Raw genomic sequence first — 24462 nt, 5'->3', positions numbered from 1 at the left:
AGCCTGATACAAACCCGGTCCATTAACCCATAAGTCTCTTGGCCAAGTAAAGTCTGCTCCTGTTCTCGCCGTGCCTTGCAGACACTGAAACCCGCATGAAGCAATCTGATAAGGCAACCCTGATTGGTCTGATCGCCATTGTTCTTTGGAGCATGATTGTCGGCCTGATACGCAGCGTTAGCGACTACCTGGGTGCGACTGGCGGCGCCGCACTGATCTACACCCTGGCCTCTGTCTTTCTTCTTTTATCGCTTAGCTGGGTACGCTTGCGCGACTTTCCGCGCCGCTACCTGATCTGGGGCAGCGTTCTGTTCGTCTGCTATGAGCTGTGCCTGGCTCTGTCTATTGGCTACGCTCACAACAGCCAGCAAGCGATTGAAGTGGGAATGGTTAATTATCTGTGGCCCACCTTTACCATCGTGGCCGCTATTTTGTTCAACAAGCAAAGAGCCAACTGGCTGATCGCGCCAGGCCTGCTCTTGTCCATGATGGGTATCAGCTGGATTCTGGGCGGTGAGCAAGGTTTGAGTCTGCACAGCATCTGGCTGAATGTGCAGGACAACCCCTTGAGCTACGGCCTGGCCTTTAGTGGCGCACTGATCTGGGCGGGCTACAGCACCATGACTGCACGCATCGGCCAGGGCAAAAATGGCATTACCTTGTTTTTCATGCTGACAGCCACCGTCTTGTGGATGAAATATCTAGGCCAAGGGGCACCTGCAATGACCTTTACCCTTCCAGCACTGATCTACTTGCTGCTGGCGGCCATGGCGATGGGCTTTGGCTATGCGGCCTGGAACGTGGGTATTTTGCACGGCAATGTCACCATACTGGCCGGCGCCTCCTACTTCATTCCAGTATTGTCAGCCGCCCTGTCTACTTTTTTGCTGCAGGCTCCCTTGACGCCAAGCTTCTGGCAAGGCTCGGCCATGGTGTGTTCGGGCGCCTTGTTGTGCTGGCTGGCCATCCGGGTCCGCAAACCCAGGCGAACGAAAAGTGCTACCTGAAAAACCCTATTCATTAATCCGGGCACGGCTGTGCCTGATGAGCAAAAATCAAAATTAAATTCTATTTGCTGCACTGCAATAAAAACAGCATAAAAAAACCGCCCAACCTTGAATTAAGGGGGGCGGTTCTTTTCATCTATTTTGATTAGCCAGCAAATTAAATCAGGCGGTTCCACCTACGGTCAGATTTTCCATCCGCACGGTAGGAATACCGACTCCAACCGGAACGCTTTGACCTTCTTTACCGCAAGTCCCCACTCCTGAATCCAACTGCATGTCATTACCGATCATGCTGATTTGGTTCATGGCATCGGGGCCGCTACCAATCAAAGTGGCGCCTTTGACGGGATACATCAGTTTGCCGTTTTCAATCACCCAGGCTTCCGAGGCCGAGAAAACAAACTTACCGCTAGTAATATCGACCTGGCCGCCACCGAAGTCTACGGCATATAAACCCTTTTTAACCGAGGCAATAATTTCCTGGGGGTCTTTATCGCCACCCAACATAAAGGTGTTGGTCATGCGTGGCAAAGGAAGGCTGGCGTAGGACTCGCGTCGACCGTTGCCCGTAATGGCAGCGCCCATCAGACGCGCATTATGAGTGTCTTGCAAATAGCCTTTCAAAATACCGTCTTCAATCAAGACGGTACGTTGTGTGGCATTGCCCTCATCATCCATATTCAAGGAGCCACGGCGGTTTTCCAGGGTGCCATCGTCAATGACGGTCACGCCCTTGGACGCCACGCGCTGGCCAATACGACCCGAGAACAGGCTGCTGCCACGACGGTTAAAGTCCCCTTCCAAACCGTGGCCTACGGCTTCGTGCAGCATGACCCCTGGCCAACCTGGGCCCAGAACCACCGTCATCTGACCGGCAGGTGCGGGTTTGGCTTCCAGATTCGTCATGGCCGAACGCACGGCCTTATCCACGTAGCTGCGCAACATATCGTCGGAGAAGTAGGACAGATCAACCCGTCCACCACCTGCCGCCGAGCCGCGTTCACGGCGGCCATTTTGTTCAACAATGACCGACAAGGACAAATGCACCAAGGGGCGTACATCGGCGGCCAGACGACCATCGCTACCAGCTACCAGCACGACATCGTATTCCGCACCCAGACTGGCCATGACCTGCACCACGCGCGGGTCCGCTGCACGAGCCAAGGCATCCAGTCGCCCCAACAGGGCTACTTTCTCAGGAGCAGGCAGGCTGGCAATAGGGTCTGTGCCCGTATACAAGGTGGGGCGCTGCATGTCGGCTGGCACCAAAATGCCGCTTTTGCCTGAACCGCCCTGGCGGGCAATCGAGCGCACCACGCGGGCCGAAGACAGCAAAGCCTCGGGGCTGAGGGAATCCGAATAGGCAAAGGCGGTTTTCTCGCCACTTAATGCGCGCACACCCACGCCCTGCTCAATGGAAAAGCTGCCGCTTTTGACGATTCCTTCGTCCAGCGCCCAGCCTTCGCTGCGGGTGTACTGAAAATACAGGTCGGCATAGTCAGCCTGATGGGTGAAGATCTCACCGAGCGCGCCGGACAAATGGCTTTCATTCAAGCCCCAGGGCTCAAGCAACAGTCCACGGGCGCATTCCAGGGCATTGATAGCCGGATCAACTAACTTCATCGTTTATTCCTACTGACAGATCCCCGGCAAACCCATGGCTGCAAGGGACGAAAATGGGTACCAAAAGACGTGCTGACATCAACTTGGCTTCCGTCCATCTGAGCATTAAAACAGAATGTGCCCCCGTATGCGATGCCGACGTACTGATCGGGCAGTTTCCTGGCTTTCAGAACCATGAATCAGCCTGTTGAACTAATAGGTTCAAAAATTCCAATTACGACATTTTCTGATACGGAATTAAAACTATTTTAAAATCTTCCTAATTAGAAACCCACCTATATGGTTTTGATATGAACCCATTCAAATTCATGATAACCCCTGATTAGATTAAATAATCAAGAGCCATTGAATTGTCTAATGACCTTAAATAATTACAAAAACCAAACACCTTTTTGATTAAGCGTTTATTTTTTATCCAAACCACTTATCTTTTCAAGAAAATCAAAGTACACTGTTTTCGCATGATAAACACGAGCTTGTACAGGCAGGGTTTATCAGATAACTACAATCATGAAACAGGAATCCCATATGTCAGTCGAAACTTACAGCTCCGCGAAGCAAAAGATAGAAAAAGAGATTCTGCGTCTGCAAAAGCAGATGAAATCCCTTCGAGTCAAACAGCGTCGTCCTGTCATCGCGTCTATCGTCAAGTCCATGCAAGATAACGAGATCACGATTGAAGAAGTCGCTGAAGCGCTGGAAAATTCCGCCCGCCGCGGCGCTGGTGCTGGTTCCAACGGCCCTAAAACCAGCCTGCCTCCAAAATACCGCCACCCCGGCACCCAGGACACCTGGACGGGCCGTGGCCGCCCACCACGCTGGATTATCGATGCTGAAGCCAATGGTCGCAGCCGTGAAGAGTTCCTTATCAAATAAGTTTTGGGAACCAAACAAAAGAAAGGGACCGCTTGAAAAAGCGGTCCCTTTCTTATTGATATAAATCCCCTACATAATGCCGGGGTTCTGGCGACTCAATCCCGAGCTAATGGATATCGGATATCAATCACTTGTCCATTATTACCCGGGAAACCATCAAATATGGCCTGGGACAAAAACGGCATCTGCTGGTCCAGGTTGTCGGAATGGCTATAAGACACGGCGGTGGCGCGATACACTTCTGCGCCCGAGTTTTGATTATCTGTAATGATTACATTTAGATAATTTTTATACACAGTGACAGGAACATTCACTACATTCGGAGAATAAAAGAAACCTCCGCCCCAACCATCATTTGGCGCATAATAGCCGCGCCCGATTCCCCACGCCGATGGACCATAAAAACTATCTGCAAATTGAGGCACCCAGCTTTGTTCTTGCGGATTGCCATAATCCATTTGCACCACAAAACGCGCAGACTTCAGATCCGCTGCTTGCACCAGTCCGGTCACACCAATAGAAGCCCGTACAGAATCTGCAAAAGACTGGTATTGCAGACTACTGCTTTTGTCCGGCGAGGACTTGATGTAATAGGTATCGCCACTGGTCGCCGTGGGCCATTGCTGATAACGCGTCAATTTGGCGGACCAGCTAGGCGCAGCGCAAGCCGTGGTCAAAACCGCCAATACCAGGCTCATCAGGCGTAGGGCGCGCCAGGAAAACCCTTCAGAAAATAACGTCATAGTTTCACCCTTGCTTGTTTTTCGCTTGCACGTTCAAGCCCGATTAATGGCAGCGCCGTAGCGCCGACGAACAATTAGTTTACTGCCTGTTTCTGGCGTCCAGTGTGGGCGTTCAAACAACATTACAATAGACCATCTTTTTCGATTGTCGGACCAGGATCACATGCGCACAGACACCTTACCTACGATCTCCCGCCACGATTACCAGCCCTACCCTTATCAAATAGATAAGGTACGGCTGGAATTTGATTTGGCGGCCGAGCAAACCTTGGTTCGTCTGGCTTTTCGAGCCAGCAGCCGGGACGGCCAGATCCGCCCCCTGGTACTGGACGGCGAAGACATTGAACTGCTTGAAGTCAGCCTCAACGGGGTCGCCCTGACCGCCCAGGATTACCAGCTTGATGAACAGGGCCTGACGCTCTCGCCCCAGACCGCAGAATGTGATCTGGTGCTGGTAAGCCGTTGCCGCCCCCAAGACAACACCATGCTGATGGGCTTGTATGTCTCGGGCCAGAACCTGTTTACCCAATGTGAAGCCCAGGGCTTTCGTCGTATTACCTTCTTCCCGGACCGTCCTGATGTGATGTCCCGTTATGAAGTGGTCCTGCGCGGCGATGCCAAGCTCTACCCTTATCTGCTGTCCAACGGCAATTTGCTGGAAAGCACTACGCTGGACGATGGACGCAGCCAGGCCATTTGGGAAGACCCATTTCCAAAGCCTTCTTATTTATTTGCACTGGTTGCTGGCGACTTTGATGTGCGCGAGCGCGAAATCAAAAAAGCCAATGGCCAGCCTGCCCTATTGCAGGTTTATTGCGATCGTGGTGACGGCGATAAAACAGAATGGGCCATGGAATGCCTGGAACATTCGGTACGCTGGGATGAACAACGTTTTGGGCTGGAACTGGATCTGGACCGCTTCATGATTGTGGCCGCTCGCGACTTCAATATGGGCGCGATGGAAAACAAGGGCCTGAACATCTTTAATGCCGCCTACGTGCTGGCCGATGCACAAAGCACTACCGATGCGTCCTTTCACGCCGTGGAAGCAGTTATTGGCCATGAGTACTTCCATAACTGGACCGGCAACCGCGTCACTTGCCGCGACTGGTTCCAGCTTTCCCTGAAAGAAGGTCTGACAGTTTTCCGCGATCAGGAGTTTTCGGCTGACATGCTGGCTCAAGGGCTGGACGGCGCTCAAGCCGCCAGCGCCCGCGCCGTCAAACGCATTGATGATGTCAGCGTCCTGCGCGCGGCCCAGTTCCCTGAAGATGCCGGCCCAATGGCTCACCCCATCCGCCCCGAGAGCTATCAGGAAATCAGCAACTTTTACACCGCCACAATTTACGAGAAAGGTGCGGAAGTCATTCGCATGCAGCACACCTTGCTGGGTGAAGAAAACTTCCAGGCTGGTATTCGTGAGTACTTCAAGCGCCATGACGGCCAGGCAGTCACTTGCGACGATTTCGTGGACAGCATGGACAGCGTGTATCGCCAGGTCAAACCCGGCCAAAGCCTGGAACAGTTCCGCCGCTGGTATCAGCAAGCGGGAACACCACGCGTTCAGGTCAGCCTGCAGCACGACCCTGCCACTCAAACCGCTACGCTGACCCTGCGTCAAAGCAATGCGCCCGCCGGGATCGAAAACAAATCCACACCCAAGCCACCTTTGCACATCCCCTTTGCCTTGGGCATGCTGGATCAGCAAGGCGCACCACTGACCCTGCACCTGGATGGTCAGCAAGGCGATACGCTGGTACTGGATTTCACGCAAGCCGAACAAAGCTGGACCTTCACGCAGATTCCTGAGGCGCCCGTCCTATCCTTGTTGCGCAATTTCTCTGCGCCTGTGCGGGTGGACTACTACCGTCCGGATTCCGAGCTGGCTTTGCTGGCCCGTCACGACACGGATCCATTTGCACGTTGGGAAGCGGCTCAACTGCTAGCGACCCGTCTGATCTTGTCCTCGGCATCGGGACGCACACCGTCGGCCGCACAATTGGCGACCGTGGTGCAAACCTGGCATGCGCTGGTCCAAGACCCGGCCTTGAGCCCTGCTTACAAGGCGCGCATCCTGTCCCTGCCCAGCGAGCGCGAATTGCTGGAACAAACCAAGCCCATGACCCCGCGCGCCGTGGTTCAGGCCCGTCGTCAGCTGCAACGTGAGCTGGGCCTGGCCCTGACTCCCTACTGGCAGGAACTGTATCAGTACCTGAGCCTGGAACAAGCCCCGTACAGCCCCGACGCCTTGCAGGCTGGCCAGCGCTCCTTGCGCAATCTGGCCCTGAATTACCTGCTGGTTGCCGGTGTAAATACCGGCCCGCAGTTGGCACGCAATCAATACGATCAGGCCACCAATATGACTGATCGCATGGGTGCCTTGAGCGCTCTGGTGAATTACGGTGACCCAGAGGATCGTCAAGACGGCCTGGATGACTTTTTCCAGCGCTGGCAGGACAATCCTCTGGTGCTGGACCGCTGGTTCAGCTTGCAGGCCACCGCCCCCAGCACGCAAGTTGCCCAGGTGCGCGCCCTGATGCTGCATCCCGCTTTCTCGATGCGCAATCCCAACCGCGCCCGCTCTCTGATTTTCCAGTTCTGCATGAATAATATGCAGGCTGTACACACGCCGGAAGGCTATGCCTTCTGGGCTGAGCAAGTCATTGCCCTGGACAAGCTCAACCCGGAAATCTCTGCCCGTCTGGCCCGTGTGTTTGATAACTGGGCCCGCTTTGAACCCGAAGCCCGCGACCTGCTCAAGGCAGCGCTGGAGCGTATTCAGGCCGAACCTGGCCTGTCGGGTAATGTGGCCGAAATCGTACATAAAGCATTAACTCTTTGACCTCGGAGTCTGTCTTGAAGAAAAACCTTACTCAGTATCTGGTGGAGCAACAGCGCCAGAAGAAAACGGTCACCGCCGACGTGCGCCTGCTGCTGGAAACAGTGGCTCGCGCATGCAAGGCCATTGGCCATGCCGTCAGCAAAGGAGCGCTGGGCGGCGTTCTGGGTTCTCTGGACTCCGAGAATGTCCAGGGCGAAGTTCAGAAAAAGCTGGATGTGCTGTCCAACGAAATCCTGCTGGAAGCCAATGAATGGGGCGGTAACCTGGCGGCCATGGCCTCCGAGGAAATGGATACCCTGCACCGCATTCCCGATTACTACCCCAAGGGCGAAAACCTGCTCTTGTTCGATCCGCTGGATGGCTCGTCCAATATTGACGTGAACGTGTCCATCGGCACGATCTTCTCGGTCCTGAGCGTCCCACCTGAAGCACGTGATCGCGTCATCGAAGAGCAAGACTTCCTGCAACCCGGCGTGCGTCAGGTTGCCGCCGGCTATGCCATTTACGGCCCGCAAACCATGCTGGTCCTGACTGTCGGTGACGGCGTCGCCGCCTTCACTCTGGACAAGGAAATGGGCTCCTGGGTGCTGACCACCGAGCGCATCACCATCCCCGAGGACACCTCCGAGTTCGCCATCAATATGTCCAATATGCGTCACTGGGAAGCCCCGGTAAAACGCTATATCGACGACTGCCTGGCTGGCCCGGACGGCCCACTGGGCAAAAACTACAATATGCGCTGGATCGCCTCCATGGTGGCCGATGTACACCGCATCCTGACCCGTGGCGGTATCTTCATGTACCCGCGCGATGCCCGTGCCTCCGGTCGCAAGGGCAAGCTGCGTTTGATGTACGAAGCCAACCCCATGAGCTTCCTGGTCGAGCAGGCCGGTGGCATGTCGATTGACGGTACACAGCGTATTCTGGACGTGCAACCTACCGAGCTGCACCAGCGCATTGGCGTGATTCTGGGTTCGCGCAATGAAGTCGAGCGCGTGCGTCAGTACCACGAGCAAGGCTGATTCCTGTCCGCTGAATCTCAGCGGCTGCCGCACTGCTAAATAAAAATGGCCTCCGCTAAGGAGGCCATTTTTTATAAGTAGAACTATTGGGGCTGCGTGCTTATCGGGCTTTCAAAATACCTGACATGCAAATCGGGACATCAGGAAAAACAAGCAACGCCAGAAGAGTGGATGCCTGACTTACACCTGTTATATCAAGCGCAGCGCTGAGCAAGGGCTAGCTGTTCGTCCCCCTTCTTACCCGATAATCCGCCTTAATCCAGCGTCAACACCGTCGAGCCCGTGGTACGACGCCCTGCCAATTCCTCATGGGCCTTGGCAACCTGATCCAGCGGGAAACGCTGACCGATCAGCGGCTTGATCTTGCCTTGCAGCACCAGCTCGAACATTTCGTCAGCGGCATCTTGCATGGTTTCCTGTGTAGGCACATAAGCCCCCAGCACAGGACGGGTCACATACAAGGAGCCCTTCGATGCCAGCGTCGCCAGATTCACACCGGTTACCGGGCCGGAGGCATTGCCAAAGCTGACCATCAGGCCACGCGGCTGCAAGCAATCCAGCGAGCGCTCCCAGGTATCCTTGCCCACGCCGTCATATACGACAGGTACTTTCTGGCCATTGGTCAGTTCCAGCACGCGCTGCACCACGTCTTCGTGGGAGTAATCAATCACTTCCCACGCACCGTTCTCTTTCGCCAAAGCGGCTTTCTCGGGACTGGACACCGTACCGATCAACTTCACGCCCAAAGCACGTGCCCATTGGCAGGCGTACAAGCCCACGCCACCCGCAGCGGCATGAAACAGAATCGTCTGGCCTTCATGCACGCGATAGGTCTGGCGCAGCAAATACCAGCACGTCAAACCTTTGAGCATCATGGCCGCCGCCTGCTCAAAAGTGACGCCATCAGGAATGCGTACCACACGATCAGCAGGCACATTACGGGCCTCGGCATACGCACCCAGCGGGCTTTGACCGTAGGCAACACGGTCACCCACTTTCAGATGCGTGACACCCGAACCGACTGCTTCCACAATGCCGGACGCTTCAAAACCCAAACCATGCGGCAAGGGATTGCTGTAGAGGCCATTACGGAAATAAATGTCGATAAAGTTCAAGCCCACTGCTTTTTGGCGTATGGTGACTTCCTTCTCCTGAGGAACGGGCAGCTCTACCGAAGCCCACTGCAATACCTCCGGGCCACCATTACGCTCAATCCGTATCGCCTTAACCGTCTGCGTCATTGTTTTACTCCTTTGATGAGGGGCCCCTAGCAATGTCTTAGAATAATGCCTTGCTCTTATTGCCTGCCCGACCCACTAGCCCTATCACTGGCTGATATAAAACACCAGAATAGCCTAAATTGACTCCTTTTTTTCGGATCGCTTTCCATGACGCATGGACGTGCTCTGGCTGCCATTCATGTGGCCGCCGTTCTGTTCGGACTGACTGGCATTTTTGGTGAGCTCATTCAGGTCGGCGCCATGCTGATCACCGCGGGCCGAGCCAGCTTTGCAGTCCTGGCCTTGTTTATCAGCATTCGCTCTCAAGGGCGCGGTTTAGGTCAGGGCATGAAAGCAGCGGACTTTCGCACCCTGCTAATGGCCTCCATCATGCTGGCCATTCACTGGGCCACTTTTTTTGTGGCCGTTAAAGTGGGCGGCGTGGCCATTGCCACCTTGGGCTTTGCCAGCTTCCCGGCCTTTATTACCTTGTGTGAATGGGCCGTACTGCGCGAGCGCGTTACCGTATCGGAGTGGATCATTCTGGCCTTGGTCACCGTGGGCTTGTTGCTGGTGACCCCCTCTTTTGATTTCCAGGATCAATCCACCATTGGCCTGGCCTGGGCCATTGCCTCCGGCTTTACTTTCGCCATGTTCACCCTCATCAACCGACGCGCAGCCAAGCACTTGTCGGCACAGCAAGTGGCCTGGTGGGAAAACCTGTTTGTCGCCCTGATGTGCTGGCCTTTTGCCATACCGCTGCTGGGCGACAGCACGCTGGTGGACTGGGTATGGATTGCACTGCTGGGGGTATTTTGTACGGCCTTGTCGCATTACCTGCTGGTCTCTGCGCTAAGCGTTTTGAATGCCCGCAGTGCCGGGATTGTGATCGCCTTGGAGCCTGTCTACGCCATCGCTTTTGCGGCGCTGCTTTTCGCTCAATACCCCAGCAGCCGTGCGCTGCTGGGTGGCGCCATCATGATTGGAGCCATCACTTGGGCAGGCTTGCGCCCACCCAAGTCCAACTGATGGCTTAGGCCATCGCTTCCAACACTTGGGCGATAGCCTCGCCTACTTGTGTTGTGCTGGCCTGACCACCCAAATCAGGGGTACGTGGGCCATTGGCCAGAACCTGCTCAATGGCTTGCACTACTTCGGCGGCTGCCTGGGGGTAGCCCAGGAAATCCAGCATCAAGGCACCACTCCAGATCTGACCGACCGGGTTGGCAATGCCCTTGCCATAAATATCCGGTGCCGAGCCGTGCACGGGCTCAAACAAGGAGGGGAATACGCGTTCGGGGTTCAGGTTGGCCGAGGGTGCAATGCCGATGGTGCCGGTACATGCCGGGCCCAGATCGGACAAGATATCGCCAAACAGGTTGGAAGCTACAACAACATCAAACCAGTCCGGGTGCTGCACAAAGTGTGCACACAGAATATCGATGTGATACTTGTCCCACTTTACATCCGGGTATTGCTCGCCCATGGCGGCCACGCGGGAATCCCACCAGGGCATGGAAATCGAAATACCGTTGGACTTGGTCGCAGCAGTCACGTGTTTACCGCGTTTTTTAGCCAGTTCAAAAGCGAACTTCAAGACTCGGTCCGTACCCGTGCGGGTAAAGACACTTTCCTGAATCACCACTTCGCGCTGCGTGCCCTCAAACATGATGCCGCCGCTATTGGAGTATTCACCTTCGGTGTTCTCGCGCACGATAAAGAAATCGATATCACCGGGCTCACGACCTGCCAGTGGCGAACGCACACCAGGCATCAAACGCACAGGACGCAAGTTGATGTATTGATCAAATTCACGACGGAACTTGAACAGAGATTCCCACAGCGAAACGTGGTCGGGAACCAGATCAGGCCAGCCCATGGCGCCAAAGAAAATGGCCTCGGTATCCATTAATTGGGCTTTCCAGTCCGAAGGCATCATGGTGCCGTGCTTCTGGTAGTAGTCCGAGCTCCAGTCCAGAACTTTCCAATCAAAATTGATGGCGTGACGGCGAGCGGCCACTTCCAGAATACGCAGCCCTTCAGGCATGACTTCCTTGCCGATCCCATCTCCTGCGATCACGGCAATACGATGAACTTTACTCATTCCTCTTTCCTTGTGGTTTTACATGGCCTCCACGGCCTTATTCTGAAAAGACGCTGCTCTGTTCACAAAACAGCAATTAGCCTGCCAGCTTCCACGGTGCCGGCAGGCCAGTCCAAATCGGTTAAGGATTAATAGCCCTGACTGTGATTCACCCGACCAGTCGCAGGCTTGCCTTGCTGCAAAAGCTCGATGCGCGAGCCAATTTGCTCCAATGCCAATTCACGAACGGTGATACCCGAAATATGAGGCGTAACCATCACAGAAGGAATACCCCAATACGGATGATCGGCTGGCAACGGCTCCTGGGTAAAGGCATCCAGCAAAGCGCCTGACAGATGACCGCTCTTCAGAGCATCCAGCACATCGGCATCGACCAAGTGGCCACCGCGAGCGACGTTAATCAAATAGCCACCAGGCTGCAAATTCGACAATACGTCGCGGTTGATCAAACCTTCTGTTTGCGGAGTCAGTGGCAAGGCGTTGACCAGGATACGGCTGGCAGAGACGCACTCTTTCAGGCCCTTTTCACCGGTATAGCAAGGGAAGTCCGCTTCGTGCAGACGACGCGACCAGCCATGTACGGGATAGCCCAGACTGGCGATGACCTTGGCAATCTTGCTGCCAATCGCGCCCAGCCCCAGCACAGCGACTGGCCACTGGCGGCGGTCGATCGGACGGTAGGCTTTCCACTTTCCTTCACGCGCCTGTTCCTCGTAGGGCTGAAAACGGCCTACCGCACGCAGCACGCCATACAAGGCATATTCGGCCATTTGCTCGGCCATGCCCGCATCTTCCAAGCGGTACAAAGGCATCTCGGCCGGGATGGTCCCTGCGACGGCATCCACGCCCGCCCCCAGATTGAAGGTGGCGCGCAAATGGGGTTCTTGCTTGAACAAGGCCGCATCCGGCTGCCAGACGATGGCGTAGGTCGCCCCGGTGCTGGGCTGACCCGCTACAAACTCATCAACTTTCCAATCGGGATAGGCTTTGCGGAATTCATCCGCCCAACGTGTTGTTTCTGATGGCCTTGTGGTGGCAACAATTAAATGAGGCAGTTGCGTGGGCATTAACGTTTACCTCCAAATAAAGAACCCAATACCCCACGCAGCACTTTGGTGGCAGCCCGTTTGGTCTCGGTTTTGATCATGCTTTGCACCAAGCCGTCCTTCTTGCCACCACGCGGCCCGGTTGATCCAAACAGAAAGTCATTGACGACACCCATCAGGCCTTCGTCCTTGCCTGCCGCCGCTCCCGGCTGCGTGGCACCCGCGGCACCATTGGCAGCCGCATCAGCCGCTTTTTTGGCCAGCACCTCGTAGGCGGATTCGCGGTCAATTGCCTGGTCGTACTTCAAGCCAAACAAGGACGCCTGTCGTACCGTTTGCCGCTCCGCATCGGTAGCAGGGCCAATGCGGCTACCCGGAGCCACCAGCCAGGCACGCTCGGTAGGCGTGGGAATCCCCTTGGCATCCAGCATGGACACCAGGGCCTCGCCCACACCCAATTCGGTAATGGCCGCTTCAATATCCAGACCGGGATTGGGGCGCATGGTTTGCGCTGCTGTCTTGACGGCTTTCTGATCACGCGGTGTAAAGGCGCGCAAGGCGTGCTGTACTCGATTACCCAGCTGACCCAGAACGGTATCGGGAATATCCAGCGGGTTTTGTGTCACGAAATAAATACCCACACCTTTGGAGCGGATCAGACGCACAACCTGCTCGACTTTTTCCAGCAAGGCCTTTGGTGCACCTGTAAACAATAAGTGGGCTTCGTCAAAGAAGAAAACCAGACGCGGTTTGTCCAGATCGCCCACTTCCGGCAGGCGCTCGTACAGATCGGCCAGCATCCACAGCAGGAAGACCGCATACAAGCGGGGGGACTGCATCAGCTTGTCGGCTGCCAGCACATTGATCATGCCGCGCCCGGCCGAGTCGGTACGAATCCAGTCCATCACATCCAGCGCTGGCTCACCAAAGAAGCGATCCGCCCCCTGCGTTTCCAGGCGCAGCAAGGCGCGTTGGATTGCCCCCACACTGGCTGCCGCAATATTGCCATACTGATTGCGCAGCTCGGCAGCACGGTCCGATACGTCTTGCAGCACGGCGCGCAAATCTTTCAGGTCCAGAATCAACTGGCCCTCGTCGTCTGCCAGACGAAAGACGATATTGAGAATCCCTTCCTGGGTATCGTTCAACTCCAGAATCTGGGACAGCAGCAAAGGCCCCATGTCGGAAATCGTGGCCCGGACCGGATGACCCTGCTCGCCAAAAATATCCCAGAAGGTGACCGGGTTCGCCCCCCAGGCTGGCTCGGGCAGGCTCAGCTTTTGCAGGCGCTCCTGCAATTTCGGATTAGGCTGGGCGGCTTGAGAAATTCCACTCAAATCGCCTTTGGCGTCGGCCAGAAAAACCGGCGTTCCCAGGCGGGAAAAGGCTTCGGCCAAAACCTGCAAGGTGACGGTCTTCCCCGTCCCGGTAGCCCCCGTAATACAACCATGCCGATTGGCCAGCGCAGGCAACAGGTAAATGGGAGTATCGCTATTCTGAGCAAGCAAAATTGGATCAGCCATGATTGTTTGTTCTCTTCCGGATAGAATGCCAAGTGCCTAGATTCTAGCGACTTTCGCCCAAGCTCGGGCCTTGTCGCGCAGACAGGTTAAAATAGATCTGTTTTTCTTTGAACGTAGTCTACTGAATTGGTAATACTTTATGGCCGGACATAGTAAATGGGCGAATATTCAGCACCGTAAAGGTCGTCAAGACGCAAAACGGGGCAAACTTTGGACCAAGATCATTCGTGAGGTCACCGTGGCCGCACGTGCCGGCGGCCCTGACCCCGAGTCCAACCCACGTTTGCGCATGGCCTGGGACAAGGCAACCGCTGCCAATATGCCCAAAGACAACATTCTGCGCGCCATCCAGCGCGGCGCAGGCGGCGCGGACGATGCCAACTACGAAGAAATTCGCTACGAGGGCTACGGTATTAACGGCGCGGCCGTGATTGTGGACTGCATGACCGACAACCGTCAGCGTACGGTCTCGGATGTGCGTCACGCCTTTACAAAAAATGGCGGCAATCTGGGTCTGGACGGCTCGGTCGTGTTTCAATTCCGCCACTGCGGTCAGTTTCTGTTCGCTCCGGGCACTTCGGAAGACACGATTATGGAAATCGGCCTGGAAGCTGGTGCCGACGATATCGTGACCGACGAAGAAGGCCTGATCGAAGTGCTGTGCGCTCCTACGGACTACCCGGCTGTGCAAGCCGCGTTCCAGGCCGCTGGCCTGACGCCTGAAGTGGAAGGCGTGGTCATGAAAGCCCTGAACGAAACGGAACTGAGCGGCGACGATGCCGTCAAGATGCAAAAACTTCTGGACGCACTGGAAGGCCTGGACGATGTTCAAGAGGTCTACACCACCGCCGTCATGGACGAAGCCGAATAAGCTATTTCTGAAAACTCCTCTTTGCGGGCCCTGCCCGACTCATCACTATGAAGCTACTTGTTGTCGGCAGCGGCGGCCGTGAACACGCCTTGGCATGGCGCCTGGCCCAATCTGCACGCGTGCAGACTGTCTACGTTGCCCCGGGCAATGGCGGTACCGCGCGTGCCGAACGTATTGAAAACCTGGCCATCACCGATATCCAGGAACTGATTGCCTTTGTGAAGCAAGAAAAAATTGCCTTCACTGTCGTCGGCCCGGAAGCACCGCTGGCCGCCGGCATTGTGGACGCCTTCCGTGCGGCCGGTCTGAAAATCTTTGGTCCCACCCAGGCTGCCGCGCAGCTGGAAAGCTCCAAGGACTATGCCAAAGCCTTCATGGTGCGCCACAACATCCCGACGGCGGCCTACGCGACCTTTACCGATCCGGACGCCGCCAAGGATTACATCCGTCAGCAAGGCGCTCCCATTGTGGTCAAGGCCGATGGCCTGGCCGCTGGCAAGGGCGTGATTGTGGCCACCACGCTGGAAGAAGCATTGGGCGCCATTGACGACATTCTGGGTGATGGTCGCTTTGGTGCCGCCGGTGCCCGCGTGGTCGTGGAAGAATGCCTGACCGGCGAAGAAGCCAGTTTCATCGTGATGTGCGACGGCAAGAATGTGCTGCCCATGGCTACCAGCCAGGACCACAAACGCCTGAAAGACGGCGACCAGGGCCCGAACACAGGCGGCATGGGTGCTTACTCCCCCGCCCCTATCGTCAGCCCCACGCTGCATAACCGAATCATGCGCGAAGTCATTCACCCCACCATGCAAGGCATGGCCAAGGAAGGCTTGCCCTACTCCGGCTTTCTGTACGCGGGCGTGATGATTGACGATGGCCCGGACGCTACCCGCCCCATCAAGGTGCTGGAATTCAACTGCCGCATGGGCGACCCTGAAACCCAGCCCATCATGATGCGCATCAAGAGCGATCTGACCGAAACCTTCGAACTGGCTCTGGCTGGCAAGTTGGACGAGGCCACTATCGAATGGGATCGTCGTACTGCCATTGGCGTGGTACTGGCCGCGGCCAACTACCCCGAAGAGCCTCGTACTGGTGATGCCATCACGCAATTTGCGAAAGACACCGACGAGTGCATCACCTTCCATGCAGGTACGCAAATGAAAGACGGCACCGTGGTCACCACGGGTGGTCGGGTACTGTGTGTCACCGCCATGGCCGACTCCATCCGTCGCGCTCAGGAAGCCGCTTACGAGGCCATTTCCCAAACGCATTTCGACGGCAAGCAATTTCGCACCGATATCGGCTGGCGCGCTCTGCCCAGCAGTGAATCCTGATTGTCGCAGCAAGGTCTTTTCATGTCTTTACCCATTGATACCGTCCAGGCTTATTTCCGTCAGTTGCAAAGCCACATCGTGGACACTCTGGAGCAGCTGGATGGCACGCCTTTCGAGTCGGACCAGTGGGATCGTCCAGAAGGCGGTGGCGGTCTGTCCCGCCTGCTGGAGAACGGCCCTGTTTTTGAACGGGCTGCCGTTCTGTTCAGCCATGTCAAAGGCCACACCCTGCCTCCATCGGCCAGCGCCCACCGCCCTGAACTGGCCGGACGCCCTTGGGAGGCCATGGGTGTTTCACTGGTGATTCACCCGCGCAATCCCTTTGTACCCACCACGCACATGAATGTGCGCATGTTTGTGGCCCAGGCCCAGACAGCGGATCAAGAGGATGTGTTCTGGTTTGGTGGCGGTCTGGACTTGACGCCCTACTACCTGCACGAAGACGATGCCCGCCATTTCCACCAGGTGTGCCACGATGCTCTGGCGCCGCACGGTGCGGATTACTACCCGCGCTACAAGCGCTGGTGCGACGAATATTTTTATCTGAAGCACCGCAACGAGACCCGTGGCATTGGCGGCATTTTCTACGACGACCTGAACGAGCCCGGCTTTGAAGCCAGCTTTGCCCTGACCCGCTCCGTGGGCAATTCCTTTACCGATGCCTATGCACCTATCGTGCGTGCCCGCATGGATCAGGAATACACCCAGGCGCATCGAGACTTCCAGGCCATTCGTCGCGGCCGCTATGTCGAATTCAATCTGGTCTTTGACCGTGGCACCCTGTTTGGCCTGCAATCGGGTGGCCGTACGGAATCCATCCTGTTGTCCATGCCACCCCAGGCGAGCTGGCGCTACAACTGGTCGCCCGAACCCGGCACACCAGAAGCGGCCCTGGCGCAATACCTGGTGCCTCGCGAATGGATTTAAAGCGTGTCGGGCTCCTGGGTGGCAGTTTCGACCCCATCCATAAAGCTCATGTGGCGCTGGCGCTTGCCGCGTTCGACCAGCTGCAGCTGGACCAGGTTCAGTTGCTGCCCGCTGCCCAGCCCTGGCAACGCGACGCCTTGGGTGCCAGCACCCAGGATCGTTTGGTCATGGCCGAGCTGGCCGCCCAAAGCCATCCGGGCTTGCAGGTCAACCCCGTAGAGATCGAGCGCGGTGGCCCAACCTACACCATCGACACGGTGCGCAGCTTGCCCGCCGGGTCGCGCTACTACTGGATTTTAGGCAGCGACCAACTGCATAATTTTTGCAGCTGGAACGACTGGCAAGAAATTCTTGAATACGTCGAACTGGCTGTTGCCCAGCGCCCCGGCAGTCCTTTGGAGACGCCCGTCGCCTTGCAGCAGGAACTGAGTCGACTTCAGCGCCGTTTGCATCAGATTGACTTTCTGCCCATGGACATCTCGGCCACCCAGATTCGGGAGCGAGTGCAGCGCGGTGACAACATCACCGCCCTGGTCCCGGAAGAAGTCGCTCAATACATTGACAAAAAACGGCTCTATCTTTCCCACCCACAGGCGCGCCCTGTATAGTTCTTTTTATGAATATAGAAACACTTCAACGACTCGTCATCGATGCCCTCGAGGACGTCAAAGCTCAAGACATCAAGGTCTTTAGCACTACCCACATGACCGGCCTGTTCGATCGTGTGGTCATTGCCAGTGGTACTTCCAACCGGCAAACCCGCGCTCTGGCCCAGAGCGTGTTTGACAAGGCACGCCAAAACAAGGTCGAAGTCCTGGCCCATGAAGGCGAGGACACCGGCGAATGGGTGTTGCTGGATTTGGGTGACATCGTGGTGCATTGCATGCAGCCGGCCATCCGCCAGTACTACAACCTGGAAGAACTTTGGGGCGAACGCCCTGTCGAAGTGGAACTGCTGCCGCAATCGCGCCAGGTTCCACCGGCTGGCTTTTTCGCCAGCGCCGACGAAGACGAAGACTAAGCCCTTCCACTGTCCTGTCGGCAATACCCGGGCCGCAGCTTACGATGCGGCCTTTTTTCTTTTACGACATTCCATGAAACTCATTGTCATCGCGGTAGGTCAGCGCATGCCCGACTGGGTGGAACAAGGCTGGCAGGAATATGCTCGCCGCATGCCCCAGGACTGCGCCATAGAACTGCGCGAAATCAAGGCCGAACCCCGTACCAGCGGCAAGACGCCTGCCCAGATGATGCAGGCCGAGGCCAAACGCATTGAAGCGGCCATTCCCGCCCAGGCGATGCGCATCGCCCTGGACGAACGCGGCAAGGACCTGACCACCGTCAAGCTGGCTCAGGAGCTGGAGCGTTGGCGCAGCAGCGGTCAGGATATTGCCATTCTGGTCGGTGGCCCGGACGGACTGGATGCGGCACTCAAGCAAAGCTGCCACGGCATGTTGCGTCTGTCCTCCCTGACCCTGCCCCACCCCTTGGTACGTATCTTTCTGGCCGAGCAACTGTATCGCGCCTGGTCCGTCATGACCGGGCATCCTTACCACCGCGCCTGAACCTTCTTTTAGTCCTGGTTTCTTATGCCTTTTCAGCCCATTTATCTGGCCTCAGCCAGTCCACGTCGCCACGATCTGCTCAACAGCATCCAGATCACTCATGAAGTCCTGCATGTGCCCAGCCCTCCGGGCGAGGATGAACCGCGTCTGGAACAGGAAGCGGTGCTGGATTATGTCCGTCGCACGGCTCGCGACAAGCTGCTGCGCGCCCTGGAATGGCGGGCACAGTACAGCAGTCTGGATCAGGAGCGCGCTATTTTGAGTGCCGACACCACGGTCTGCATGGACGAGACCATATTTGGCAAACCTTCTGATCTGGCCGATGCCGCACGTATCTTGCGCGAGCTCTCGGGCCGCCGTCACAAAGTGATGACCGCCTTATCCCTGGGCGTAGGTGGTGTGGAGTTTGAAAGTATCAGCATCAGCGAAGTCAGCTTCAAAACTCTGAACGAACAAGAAATTGCGGAATACTGCGCCAGCGGCGAGCCTATGGGTAAAGCGGGAGCCTATGGCATTCAAGGTCTGGGCGGTGCCTTTATCAGCCACTTGAGTGGCAGCTATACCGGCGTAATGGGCTTGCCTGTTCACGAAACCTACCGCTTGCTGGAACTGGCCAATCTGAAGATCCGCGCTTAAAGACCGGCTAATGCAGAGAAACAACCTGATCAGAACAGGAATGGGGAACTATCCAGGCAAGGCCTAGTCCCATTCTTTTATTCAATTTTGATCTTAGTATATATTTTCTGGATATATACATTCACCGACTGTTTTGCAGGATTAACCACCATGCCGCTTTCCTCTTTTTCGATCCGTCTTGCCTTGGCCGGTTTACTGTGCGTCAGCACCGTCGTCCAAGCCGCCGACCGCCCCGCTGCCCTGAAGGCCCTGGAAGAGCAAGGGCTATCCATTGTGGGCGAATTTGATGCTCCCGGTGGTCTGAAAGCCTGGGGTGCGTATAGCGGGAATCGCGCATTGGCCATCTATAACCTGCCCGACGGGCAGCACATGATGGTGGGCACCATGATCGATGCCAAGGGTGAAGAGGTACGCCCGGCCGGTCTGGACGAACTGGTGCAACCCGCCATTGCCAAGGACATGCTGGGCAAACTGGAAAAATCCCGCTGGATCAAGGATGGCGACGACAAGGCCCCACGCGTGGTCTACGTGTTTACCGACCCGAATTGCCCTTACTGCATGCAGTTCTGGCAAATGGCTCGCCCCTGGGTTGAGTCCGGCAAAGTACAGCTGCGCCACGTCATGGTGGGCATTCTGGCCCCCAGCAGCAGCCTGAAATCGGCTGCCATCCTGGCTGCCAAGGATCCCACAAAGGCCTTGAACGAGCACTCGTTGGCCATGCTGAAAGATCGCAGCGCCGGAGTGAAAGGCCTGGACAGCGTGCCCAGTGATATTGAAGCCGATCTGACCCGCAATGAAGATCTGATGATGGGCTGGGATTTGCGTGCCACCCCCGCCATGGTCTGGCAGGATGAGCAAGGTCGCATTCAAATGCAGACCGGCGCTTCACCCGATATTACCGAACGCGTTTTTGGCCCACGCTAATTTCAAGCAGGACGTTTATTCATGAGCACTCGTGTTCTCTTGCATGCCCCCACCGTTCATGCCCTGGAGCGCGCCCGCAGCAATGCGCGCAACTTGCTCAAGGACATACCGGATGCCCAGATTCGCATCATCGCCAATGCGCAGGCCGTTAAAGCTTGCGTAGAAGGCGCGGAACACGATTGCGACGCCTACACCTACCTGTGCCCCAACACGCTGCGCAATCAGTCCCTCAGTGCGCCAGAACGCTTCCAAACCTTGGAGCAAGGGGCCATCACTGCCCTGGTGAAACTGCAGGCGGAAAACTGGATTTACATTCGAGCCTGATGGGGTGTAGGGCCAGAACAACAGACCATACTGGCCGGTCATGATTCTGCCTGCCCCCACCCAAACCTTGATACGATAGCTAAGCTCGCGACAAGCGGGCCTGTTTTTACCCGTATCACAAGGAATCTGTCATGCCCACCCTCGTCCGTTCTGCTCTGCGTCCCTGCCTTTTACTGGCTTTATGTGCTTTAGGAACCAGCCAGGCACTTGCACAGCAAACTACCGTGGGTGTCGGTGTTGGTTTTGCCCCCAAGTACGAAGGGGCTGACAGCTACGACGGCCGTTTCTACCCTCTGCTCTCGCACCGTAACGGCCATTTTTTCCTGGCCCCCAAAGCAGGCATGCCTGCCATCGGTCTGCAAACCAATCTGACAGACAACTGGACTATCGGTACTTACGCCGCTCTGGCCCGTGCCCGTAAATCCGGTGATGCCGACCGCCTGTACGGAACTGATGATATTGATCGTCACGGCAATCTGGGTGTATTTACTGCTTACCAACTGGGCAATGCCAAGATTGAAGGCAGCTACTACCAGGCACTGAAAAGCGGTTATGGCGCCACGGCCGTTCTGGATTTGAGCTACCGCCTCTGGAATGATCAGGACAGCAGCTTCTCGCTGGGTGCCGAATTGAAATGGTCCAACGAAAAAGCCATGCGCACCTACTTTGGCGTGAAGTCGCATGAAGCCGCTGGCAGCAATGGACAACTGCGCACCTACCGCCCTGACGCTGGTTTGCGCTCTTATGCCTTGTACGGCCAGTACACCCACAAGATCAGCGAAAGCTGGTCCCTGCAAGGTCTGCTAGGCGTGAACACCTTGGGTGAAGAGGCCAAAGACAGCCCGCTGGTCGAGAAGAAAAGCAGCGTCTTTGGTGGCGTAGGCTTGGGCTACAGCTTCTAAATTCCTGTCAGGGTCTGCCGACCCGCTTGACCGTCAAGCCGTTGTGCTCCAGGCGTGCCTGCACAACGGCTCGATGATCGCCCTGAATCTCCAGCGTTCCCTCTTTCAGCGTCCCGCCCGCTCCACAGGCGTTCTTCAGTTCCTTGACCAGCGCCTTGAGCTGCTCCTCGGGCATCACCAGGCCCGTGACCACGGTCACTCCCTTCCCTTTTCGCCCCTTGGTTTCCAGACTCAAGCGCACCGGCCCCTGAGCCTGAGACAGGCTTTGCTCGCGCCGATTTTCCTCGCAACGACATTGCTTTTGTGGCTGCCCGCAATCAGGACACATACGCCCTTGTTCTGTGCTGTACACCAGCCGAGACAGCTGATCCGATAAGCTGGCCATAAAATCTGGCTCCCTTCGCTGATTAAATAAAAAAGGCCCCCACGCTGCGCCTTCGGCTTGCGCTCCACCCTGGGACGGCCCGGCAGTAAAAAAAAGCCCACCGAACTTCGGTGGGCTTTACGCTGGACCAGGCCCAGACGAATTACATCATGCCCATCAGGACCAGACCAAGCAATTGCTCGGAAGTGAAACGCTGACCGTTGATGTCGAACACGCGATCCTTGCCCTCGTACTTGATGGTCGTGGAAATGCCGTTCTCGTCATTCTTGACCATATTGGATTCGGCGTAGGGAGCGACAGCCGCATCCAGAATCATGTCCAGCATGGCAGCATTGCCTTCTTCAGGCGACAGGCCTTCAGCCTTGTCCATCTCGGCAGCCAGGCCACGCAGCATGGGCTTGGAAATCAAAACATCCAGCTGAGCAGCAGGAATGGCTTCGATCCACATTTCAGGGCTGGTTTGCAGCTCTTGCAAGGTCGCATTGGGCTTTTGGAAGTCCATGCGCAGCGTGGCTTTGGACTCGCCAGCGGCGGTGTACCAACGCAGAGGCTCAACACGCAGCACAGGCTTGTGCTCCAGCGCCTGCAGCACCAGTTCCATCATCTTCTGAGCCGTTGGGCCATCTACCGAATCCATATCGTTTTGCAGATTGGAATCGGAAATCAGCTTGGACAGAGCGGAGATTGCAGGTGCGTAAACGCGGTCAAAGTTCATCGACAGCTCAACCGAACCCAGCTTGACCTTGTCTTCAAACACCAGATCAGTCAGCGCGTAAACAACCTTGGTATCACTGACGGAGTCTTTGGTGACCGCATCGGAATTGATGGCGATCTGCTTGAAGGTAATGCCATCGGTCTCGGCAGATTGCATCTTGACGTCATCAACGCTCAGCTTGCCGACCTGGGTGCCGCTGACATTGATGTCACCGTCTTGCTTGAAGTCCACCACGAAGTTGGAGGCCTCAAGCTTCAAGGGATCTGCGCTGATGTCGTCAACAAACAGCTTGGGGAAGCTGCCGGTCACAACAATATCTTTGCTCTTGCCACCGGCTTTGGTGCGCAATTGACCACCGCTGAAGTCCACTTTGACTTCGTCGCCTTGGTGCTTGATGGCTTCAAAATGCACATTGGAGTCCACGGCACCGTCAAAACCGACCAGGCTGTCCGCCCACAAAGGGGTCTTGTCGCCCGTCAGCTTGTACCAGCCTTCGGTGTCTTTGGTCTTGACCAGAGTGCTGTGCGACAAGGCGGCAACAGGGGTGAAGTTGCCCAGAGCCATTGCCGACATAGGCAGCGGGCCATGGCTGATCTTGTCATCAAAAGTCAGCTCCAGAGGCTTCTCTTCAGCGTCGGAAGGCTTGATGGTGATGGTGTAACGAGCAGTAGAGGAAAATACGCCACGTTGGTAGTCCACCACGTTCATGACGACCGACTCGCTCATGCCCATTTGCTGCATCTGCTCGGCAGCCAGGGTGTTGAACTGGGCCACTTTCTCACCCACCAGCGCTTCAGTTTTCTTACCGGTGTACCAGGTCGAACCGCCGTATGCGGCCGCTAACACGACAACCAGTGTGACCAGCCCTGTACTTTTCTTCATGACTTCCCTTTTGTAGACCTACAGTCCCAACTTCAAATAGCCGACATAATACCGAAACTAAGTTTGACTGATGGTAGTTTATTCCCCGTAATTGTAACTATTCACATGTGTAATGCGAGCGACATCGTCTGCGCCCAAGCCCAAACGATGGGCCGCACGATAGGTTTGCTGGGCTGCATGAGCCACTGGCATGCTGGTGTGACTGGCACTGGCCAGCTCCGCCACGGTATTCAAATCCTTCAACATGGTATCGACCGACGCTTTTACTTGATTGTCGGGCGTAGTCATGCGCGGCACGAACAATTGCAGCAAAACCGAATCGGCCCAACCGCCCCCCAGGGCCTCACTGATTTTGGAGGCGTCCACGCCATTGTCATTGGCCAGGCTCAAGGCCTCGGCGATAGCGGTCAAGGTGGTGGCCACAATGGTCTGATTGCATAACTTTGTTACTTGGCCGGCCCCTACCGCCCCCATCAAGGTGACGCGCTGCGAATACGCGGCCAGCACCGGACGAATACGATCCAGCTGCGCCGCCTGCCCGCCCACCATGATGGCCAGCGTGCCTTGTTCTGCTCCGCCCACACCACCGGATACCGGAGCATCCAGCCAATGAGCCCCGCAACGTTGCTGCAATTGGGCAGCCATCTCGCGTGTGGCCTGTGGAGGAATCGAGGAATGGTCCACCACAATCCGCAAGGCTCCCTGTATCGACGCCAGGCCCTGCTCGCCCAGGACCGTGTCGTGCACCGCCTGTGCATCGAAGACACACAGGAAAACGGCTTCGCACTGCTCGGCCATTTGCGCCGGGGTATCGCACCAGTGGGCACCGGCTTCGATCAGGGCTTGCCCCTTGTCTTTGGAACGATTCCAGATACGAACCTGATGACCGGCCTTCAACAAGCGGTGCACCATAGGCTGACCCATACGGCCCAAACCACAAAAACCAATATTCATGTCTCGTCCTTTACGCCCCCAACATCATCCAGCC

24 protein-coding genes are annotated in these 24462 nt (G+C 56.3%); 15 read left to right on the top strand and 9 right to left on the bottom strand.

The features are described 5' to 3' along the window. The first annotated feature begins 95 nt into the window (after positions 1 to 95). Positions 96 to 1007 (top strand): aromatic amino acid DMT transporter YddG, encoded by a 912-nt coding sequence (gene yddG / locus WFM49_RS02015; RefSeq protein ID WP_254498991.1) that lies wholly within the window; start codon positions 96 to 98, stop codon positions 1005 to 1007. Positions 1008 to 1169: 162 nt separating this feature from the next. On the opposite strand, the gene tldD is transcribed toward yddG, so the two are convergent. After that, complete coding sequence (tldD, locus tag WFM49_RS02010; protein WP_060186908.1) at positions 1170 to 2630, bottom strand: metalloprotease TldD; 1461 nt, start codon at positions 2628 to 2630, stop codon at positions 1170 to 1172. Positions 2631 to 3158: 528 nt separating this feature from the next. On the opposite strand from tldD, the gene WFM49_RS02005 reads away from it, so the two are divergent. Beyond that, positions 3159 to 3506, top strand: coding sequence for an H-NS histone family protein (locus WFM49_RS02005; protein ID WP_009456182.1), 348 nt, complete (start codon positions 3159 to 3161; stop codon positions 3504 to 3506). Positions 3507 to 3601: 95 nt separating this feature from the next. Here WFM49_RS02005 and WFM49_RS02000 read toward each other — a convergent pair whose 3' ends face one another. Further along, positions 3602 to 4249: a DUF4136 domain-containing protein gene (locus tag WFM49_RS02000; protein WP_026483038.1), complete on the bottom strand. Its 648-nt coding sequence runs from the start codon at positions 4247 to 4249 to the stop codon at positions 3602 to 3604. Between the two features lie 163 nt (positions 4250 to 4412). Between WFM49_RS02000 and pepN the strand changes: the two genes are divergently transcribed. Both pepN and WFM49_RS01990 read left to right on the top strand, forming a co-directional pair. After that, complete coding sequence (gene pepN, locus WFM49_RS01995) at positions 4413 to 7091, top strand: aminopeptidase N (protein WP_336971399.1); 2679 nt, start codon at positions 4413 to 4415, stop codon at positions 7089 to 7091. Next, positions 7088 to 8113 carry a class 1 fructose-bisphosphatase gene (locus tag WFM49_RS01990; protein WP_009456167.1) on the top strand — a complete coding sequence of 342 codons (1026 nt, stop codon included), beginning with the start codon at positions 7088 to 7090 and terminating at the stop codon, positions 8111 to 8113. The genes pepN and WFM49_RS01990 overlap by 4 nt, the downstream gene beginning before the upstream one ends. A gap of 254 nt (positions 8114 to 8367) precedes the next feature. Here WFM49_RS01990 and WFM49_RS01985 read toward each other — a convergent pair whose 3' ends face one another. Then, entirely contained in the window at positions 8368 to 9354 is a 987-nt protein-coding gene (locus WFM49_RS01985; RefSeq protein WP_336971396.1) for a quinone oxidoreductase family protein, read from the bottom strand. 147 nt (positions 9355 to 9501) lie between these two features. Here WFM49_RS01985 and WFM49_RS01980 point away from each other — a divergent pair, with 147 nt between their 5' ends. Beyond that, the gene (locus WFM49_RS01980; RefSeq protein WP_115633896.1) at positions 9502 to 10362 is read left to right on the top strand and encodes a DMT family transporter; all 861 of its coding nucleotides are present in this window, start codon (positions 9502 to 9504) and stop codon (positions 10360 to 10362) included. Positions 10363 to 10366: 4 nt separating this feature from the next. Here the strand turns inward: WFM49_RS01980 and WFM49_RS01975 are convergent, their stop codons facing one another. The 3 genes from WFM49_RS01975 to WFM49_RS01965 form a co-directional block, all read right to left on the bottom strand. Further along, entirely contained in the window at positions 10367 to 11437 is a 1071-nt protein-coding gene (locus tag WFM49_RS01975; RefSeq protein ID WP_009456162.1) for a tartrate dehydrogenase, read from the bottom strand. 128 nt (positions 11438 to 11565) lie between these two features. Next, a complete protein-coding gene (locus WFM49_RS01970) occupies positions 11566 to 12504 on the bottom strand; it encodes a 2-hydroxyacid dehydrogenase (RefSeq protein WP_336971393.1) in 939 nt (312 codons plus the stop codon). Next, positions 12504 to 14006, bottom strand: a complete 1503-nt coding sequence (locus tag WFM49_RS01965) for a helicase HerA-like domain-containing protein (RefSeq protein WP_250755898.1) — start codon at positions 14004 to 14006, stop codon at positions 12504 to 12506. Before WFM49_RS01965 ends, WFM49_RS01970 begins: the two co-directional genes overlap by 1 nt. A 139-nt stretch (positions 14007 to 14145) precedes the next feature. Here WFM49_RS01965 and WFM49_RS01960 point away from each other — a divergent pair, with 139 nt between their 5' ends. The 10 genes from WFM49_RS01960 (at position 14146) to WFM49_RS01915 (ending at position 21492) form a co-directional block, all read left to right on the top strand. Continuing rightward, positions 14146 to 14877, top strand: coding sequence for a YebC/PmpR family DNA-binding transcriptional regulator (locus tag WFM49_RS01960; protein WP_026483044.1), 732 nt, complete (start codon positions 14146 to 14148; stop codon positions 14875 to 14877). Between the two features lie 47 nt (positions 14878 to 14924). Beyond that, entirely contained in the window at positions 14925 to 16214 is a 1290-nt protein-coding gene (gene purD / locus WFM49_RS01955; RefSeq protein WP_022983309.1) for a phosphoribosylamine--glycine ligase, read from the top strand. A 21-nt stretch (positions 16215 to 16235) separates the two neighbouring features. Then, a complete protein-coding gene (gene hemF / locus WFM49_RS01950) occupies positions 16236 to 17141 on the top strand; it encodes an oxygen-dependent coproporphyrinogen oxidase (protein ID WP_022983308.1) in 906 nt (301 codons plus the stop codon). Then, a complete protein-coding gene (gene nadD / locus WFM49_RS01945) occupies positions 17132 to 17749 on the top strand; it encodes a nicotinate (nicotinamide) nucleotide adenylyltransferase (RefSeq protein ID WP_009456143.1) in 618 nt (205 codons plus the stop codon). The genes hemF and nadD overlap by 10 nt, the downstream gene beginning before the upstream one ends. Before the next feature lie 8 nt (positions 17750 to 17757). Further along, a complete protein-coding gene (gene rsfS, locus WFM49_RS01940; protein ID WP_009456142.1) occupies positions 17758 to 18162 on the top strand; it encodes a ribosome silencing factor in 405 nt (134 codons plus the stop codon). A 73-nt stretch (positions 18163 to 18235) separates the two neighbouring features. Then, positions 18236 to 18706 (top strand): 23S rRNA (pseudouridine(1915)-N(3))-methyltransferase RlmH, encoded by a 471-nt coding sequence (gene rlmH / locus WFM49_RS01935; protein ID WP_009456141.1) that lies wholly within the window; start codon positions 18236 to 18238, stop codon positions 18704 to 18706. A gap of 24 nt (positions 18707 to 18730) precedes the next feature. Beyond that, positions 18731 to 19342 carry a Maf family protein gene (locus WFM49_RS01930; protein ID WP_336971387.1) on the top strand — a complete coding sequence of 204 codons (612 nt, stop codon included), beginning with the start codon at positions 18731 to 18733 and terminating at the stop codon, positions 19340 to 19342. Positions 19343 to 19492: 150 nt separating this feature from the next. Then, positions 19493 to 20266: a thiol:disulfide interchange protein DsbG gene (gene dsbG, locus WFM49_RS01925; protein WP_336971385.1), complete on the top strand. Its 774-nt coding sequence runs from the start codon at positions 19493 to 19495 to the stop codon at positions 20264 to 20266. 21 nt (positions 20267 to 20287) lie between these two features. Continuing rightward, positions 20288 to 20590 carry a DsrE family protein gene (locus tag WFM49_RS01920; RefSeq protein WP_009456361.1) on the top strand — a complete coding sequence of 101 codons (303 nt, stop codon included), beginning with the start codon at positions 20288 to 20290 and terminating at the stop codon, positions 20588 to 20590. A gap of 131 nt (positions 20591 to 20721) precedes the next feature. Beyond that, positions 20722 to 21492, top strand: a complete 771-nt coding sequence (locus tag WFM49_RS01915) for a MipA/OmpV family protein (protein WP_009456452.1) — start codon at positions 20722 to 20724, stop codon at positions 21490 to 21492. A gap of 7 nt (positions 21493 to 21499) precedes the next feature. Here WFM49_RS01915 and WFM49_RS01910 read toward each other — a convergent pair whose 3' ends face one another. The 3 genes from WFM49_RS01910 to WFM49_RS01900 form a co-directional block, all read right to left on the bottom strand. Further along, the gene (locus tag WFM49_RS01910) at positions 21500 to 21877 is read right to left on the bottom strand and encodes a hypothetical protein (RefSeq protein ID WP_009456454.1); all 378 of its coding nucleotides are present in this window, start codon (positions 21875 to 21877) and stop codon (positions 21500 to 21502) included. A gap of 142 nt (positions 21878 to 22019) precedes the next feature. Then, complete coding sequence (locus WFM49_RS01905) at positions 22020 to 23474, bottom strand: YdgA family protein (RefSeq protein ID WP_009456455.1); 1455 nt, start codon at positions 23472 to 23474, stop codon at positions 22020 to 22022. Positions 23475 to 23552: 78 nt separating this feature from the next. Beyond that, positions 23553 to 24428: an NAD(P)-dependent oxidoreductase gene (locus WFM49_RS01900; protein WP_336971380.1), complete on the bottom strand. Its 876-nt coding sequence runs from the start codon at positions 24426 to 24428 to the stop codon at positions 23553 to 23555. Positions 24429 to 24462: the final 34 nt, after the last annotated feature.

The organism is Alcaligenes sp. PF14 (assembly GCF_037150615.1).
Taxonomy (GTDB): domain Bacteria; phylum Pseudomonadota; class Gammaproteobacteria; order Burkholderiales; family Burkholderiaceae_B; genus Alcaligenes; species Alcaligenes phenolicus.
Note: the sequence above shows the minus strand (reverse complement) of the source record. Positions and strands in the feature narration are given on the sequence as shown.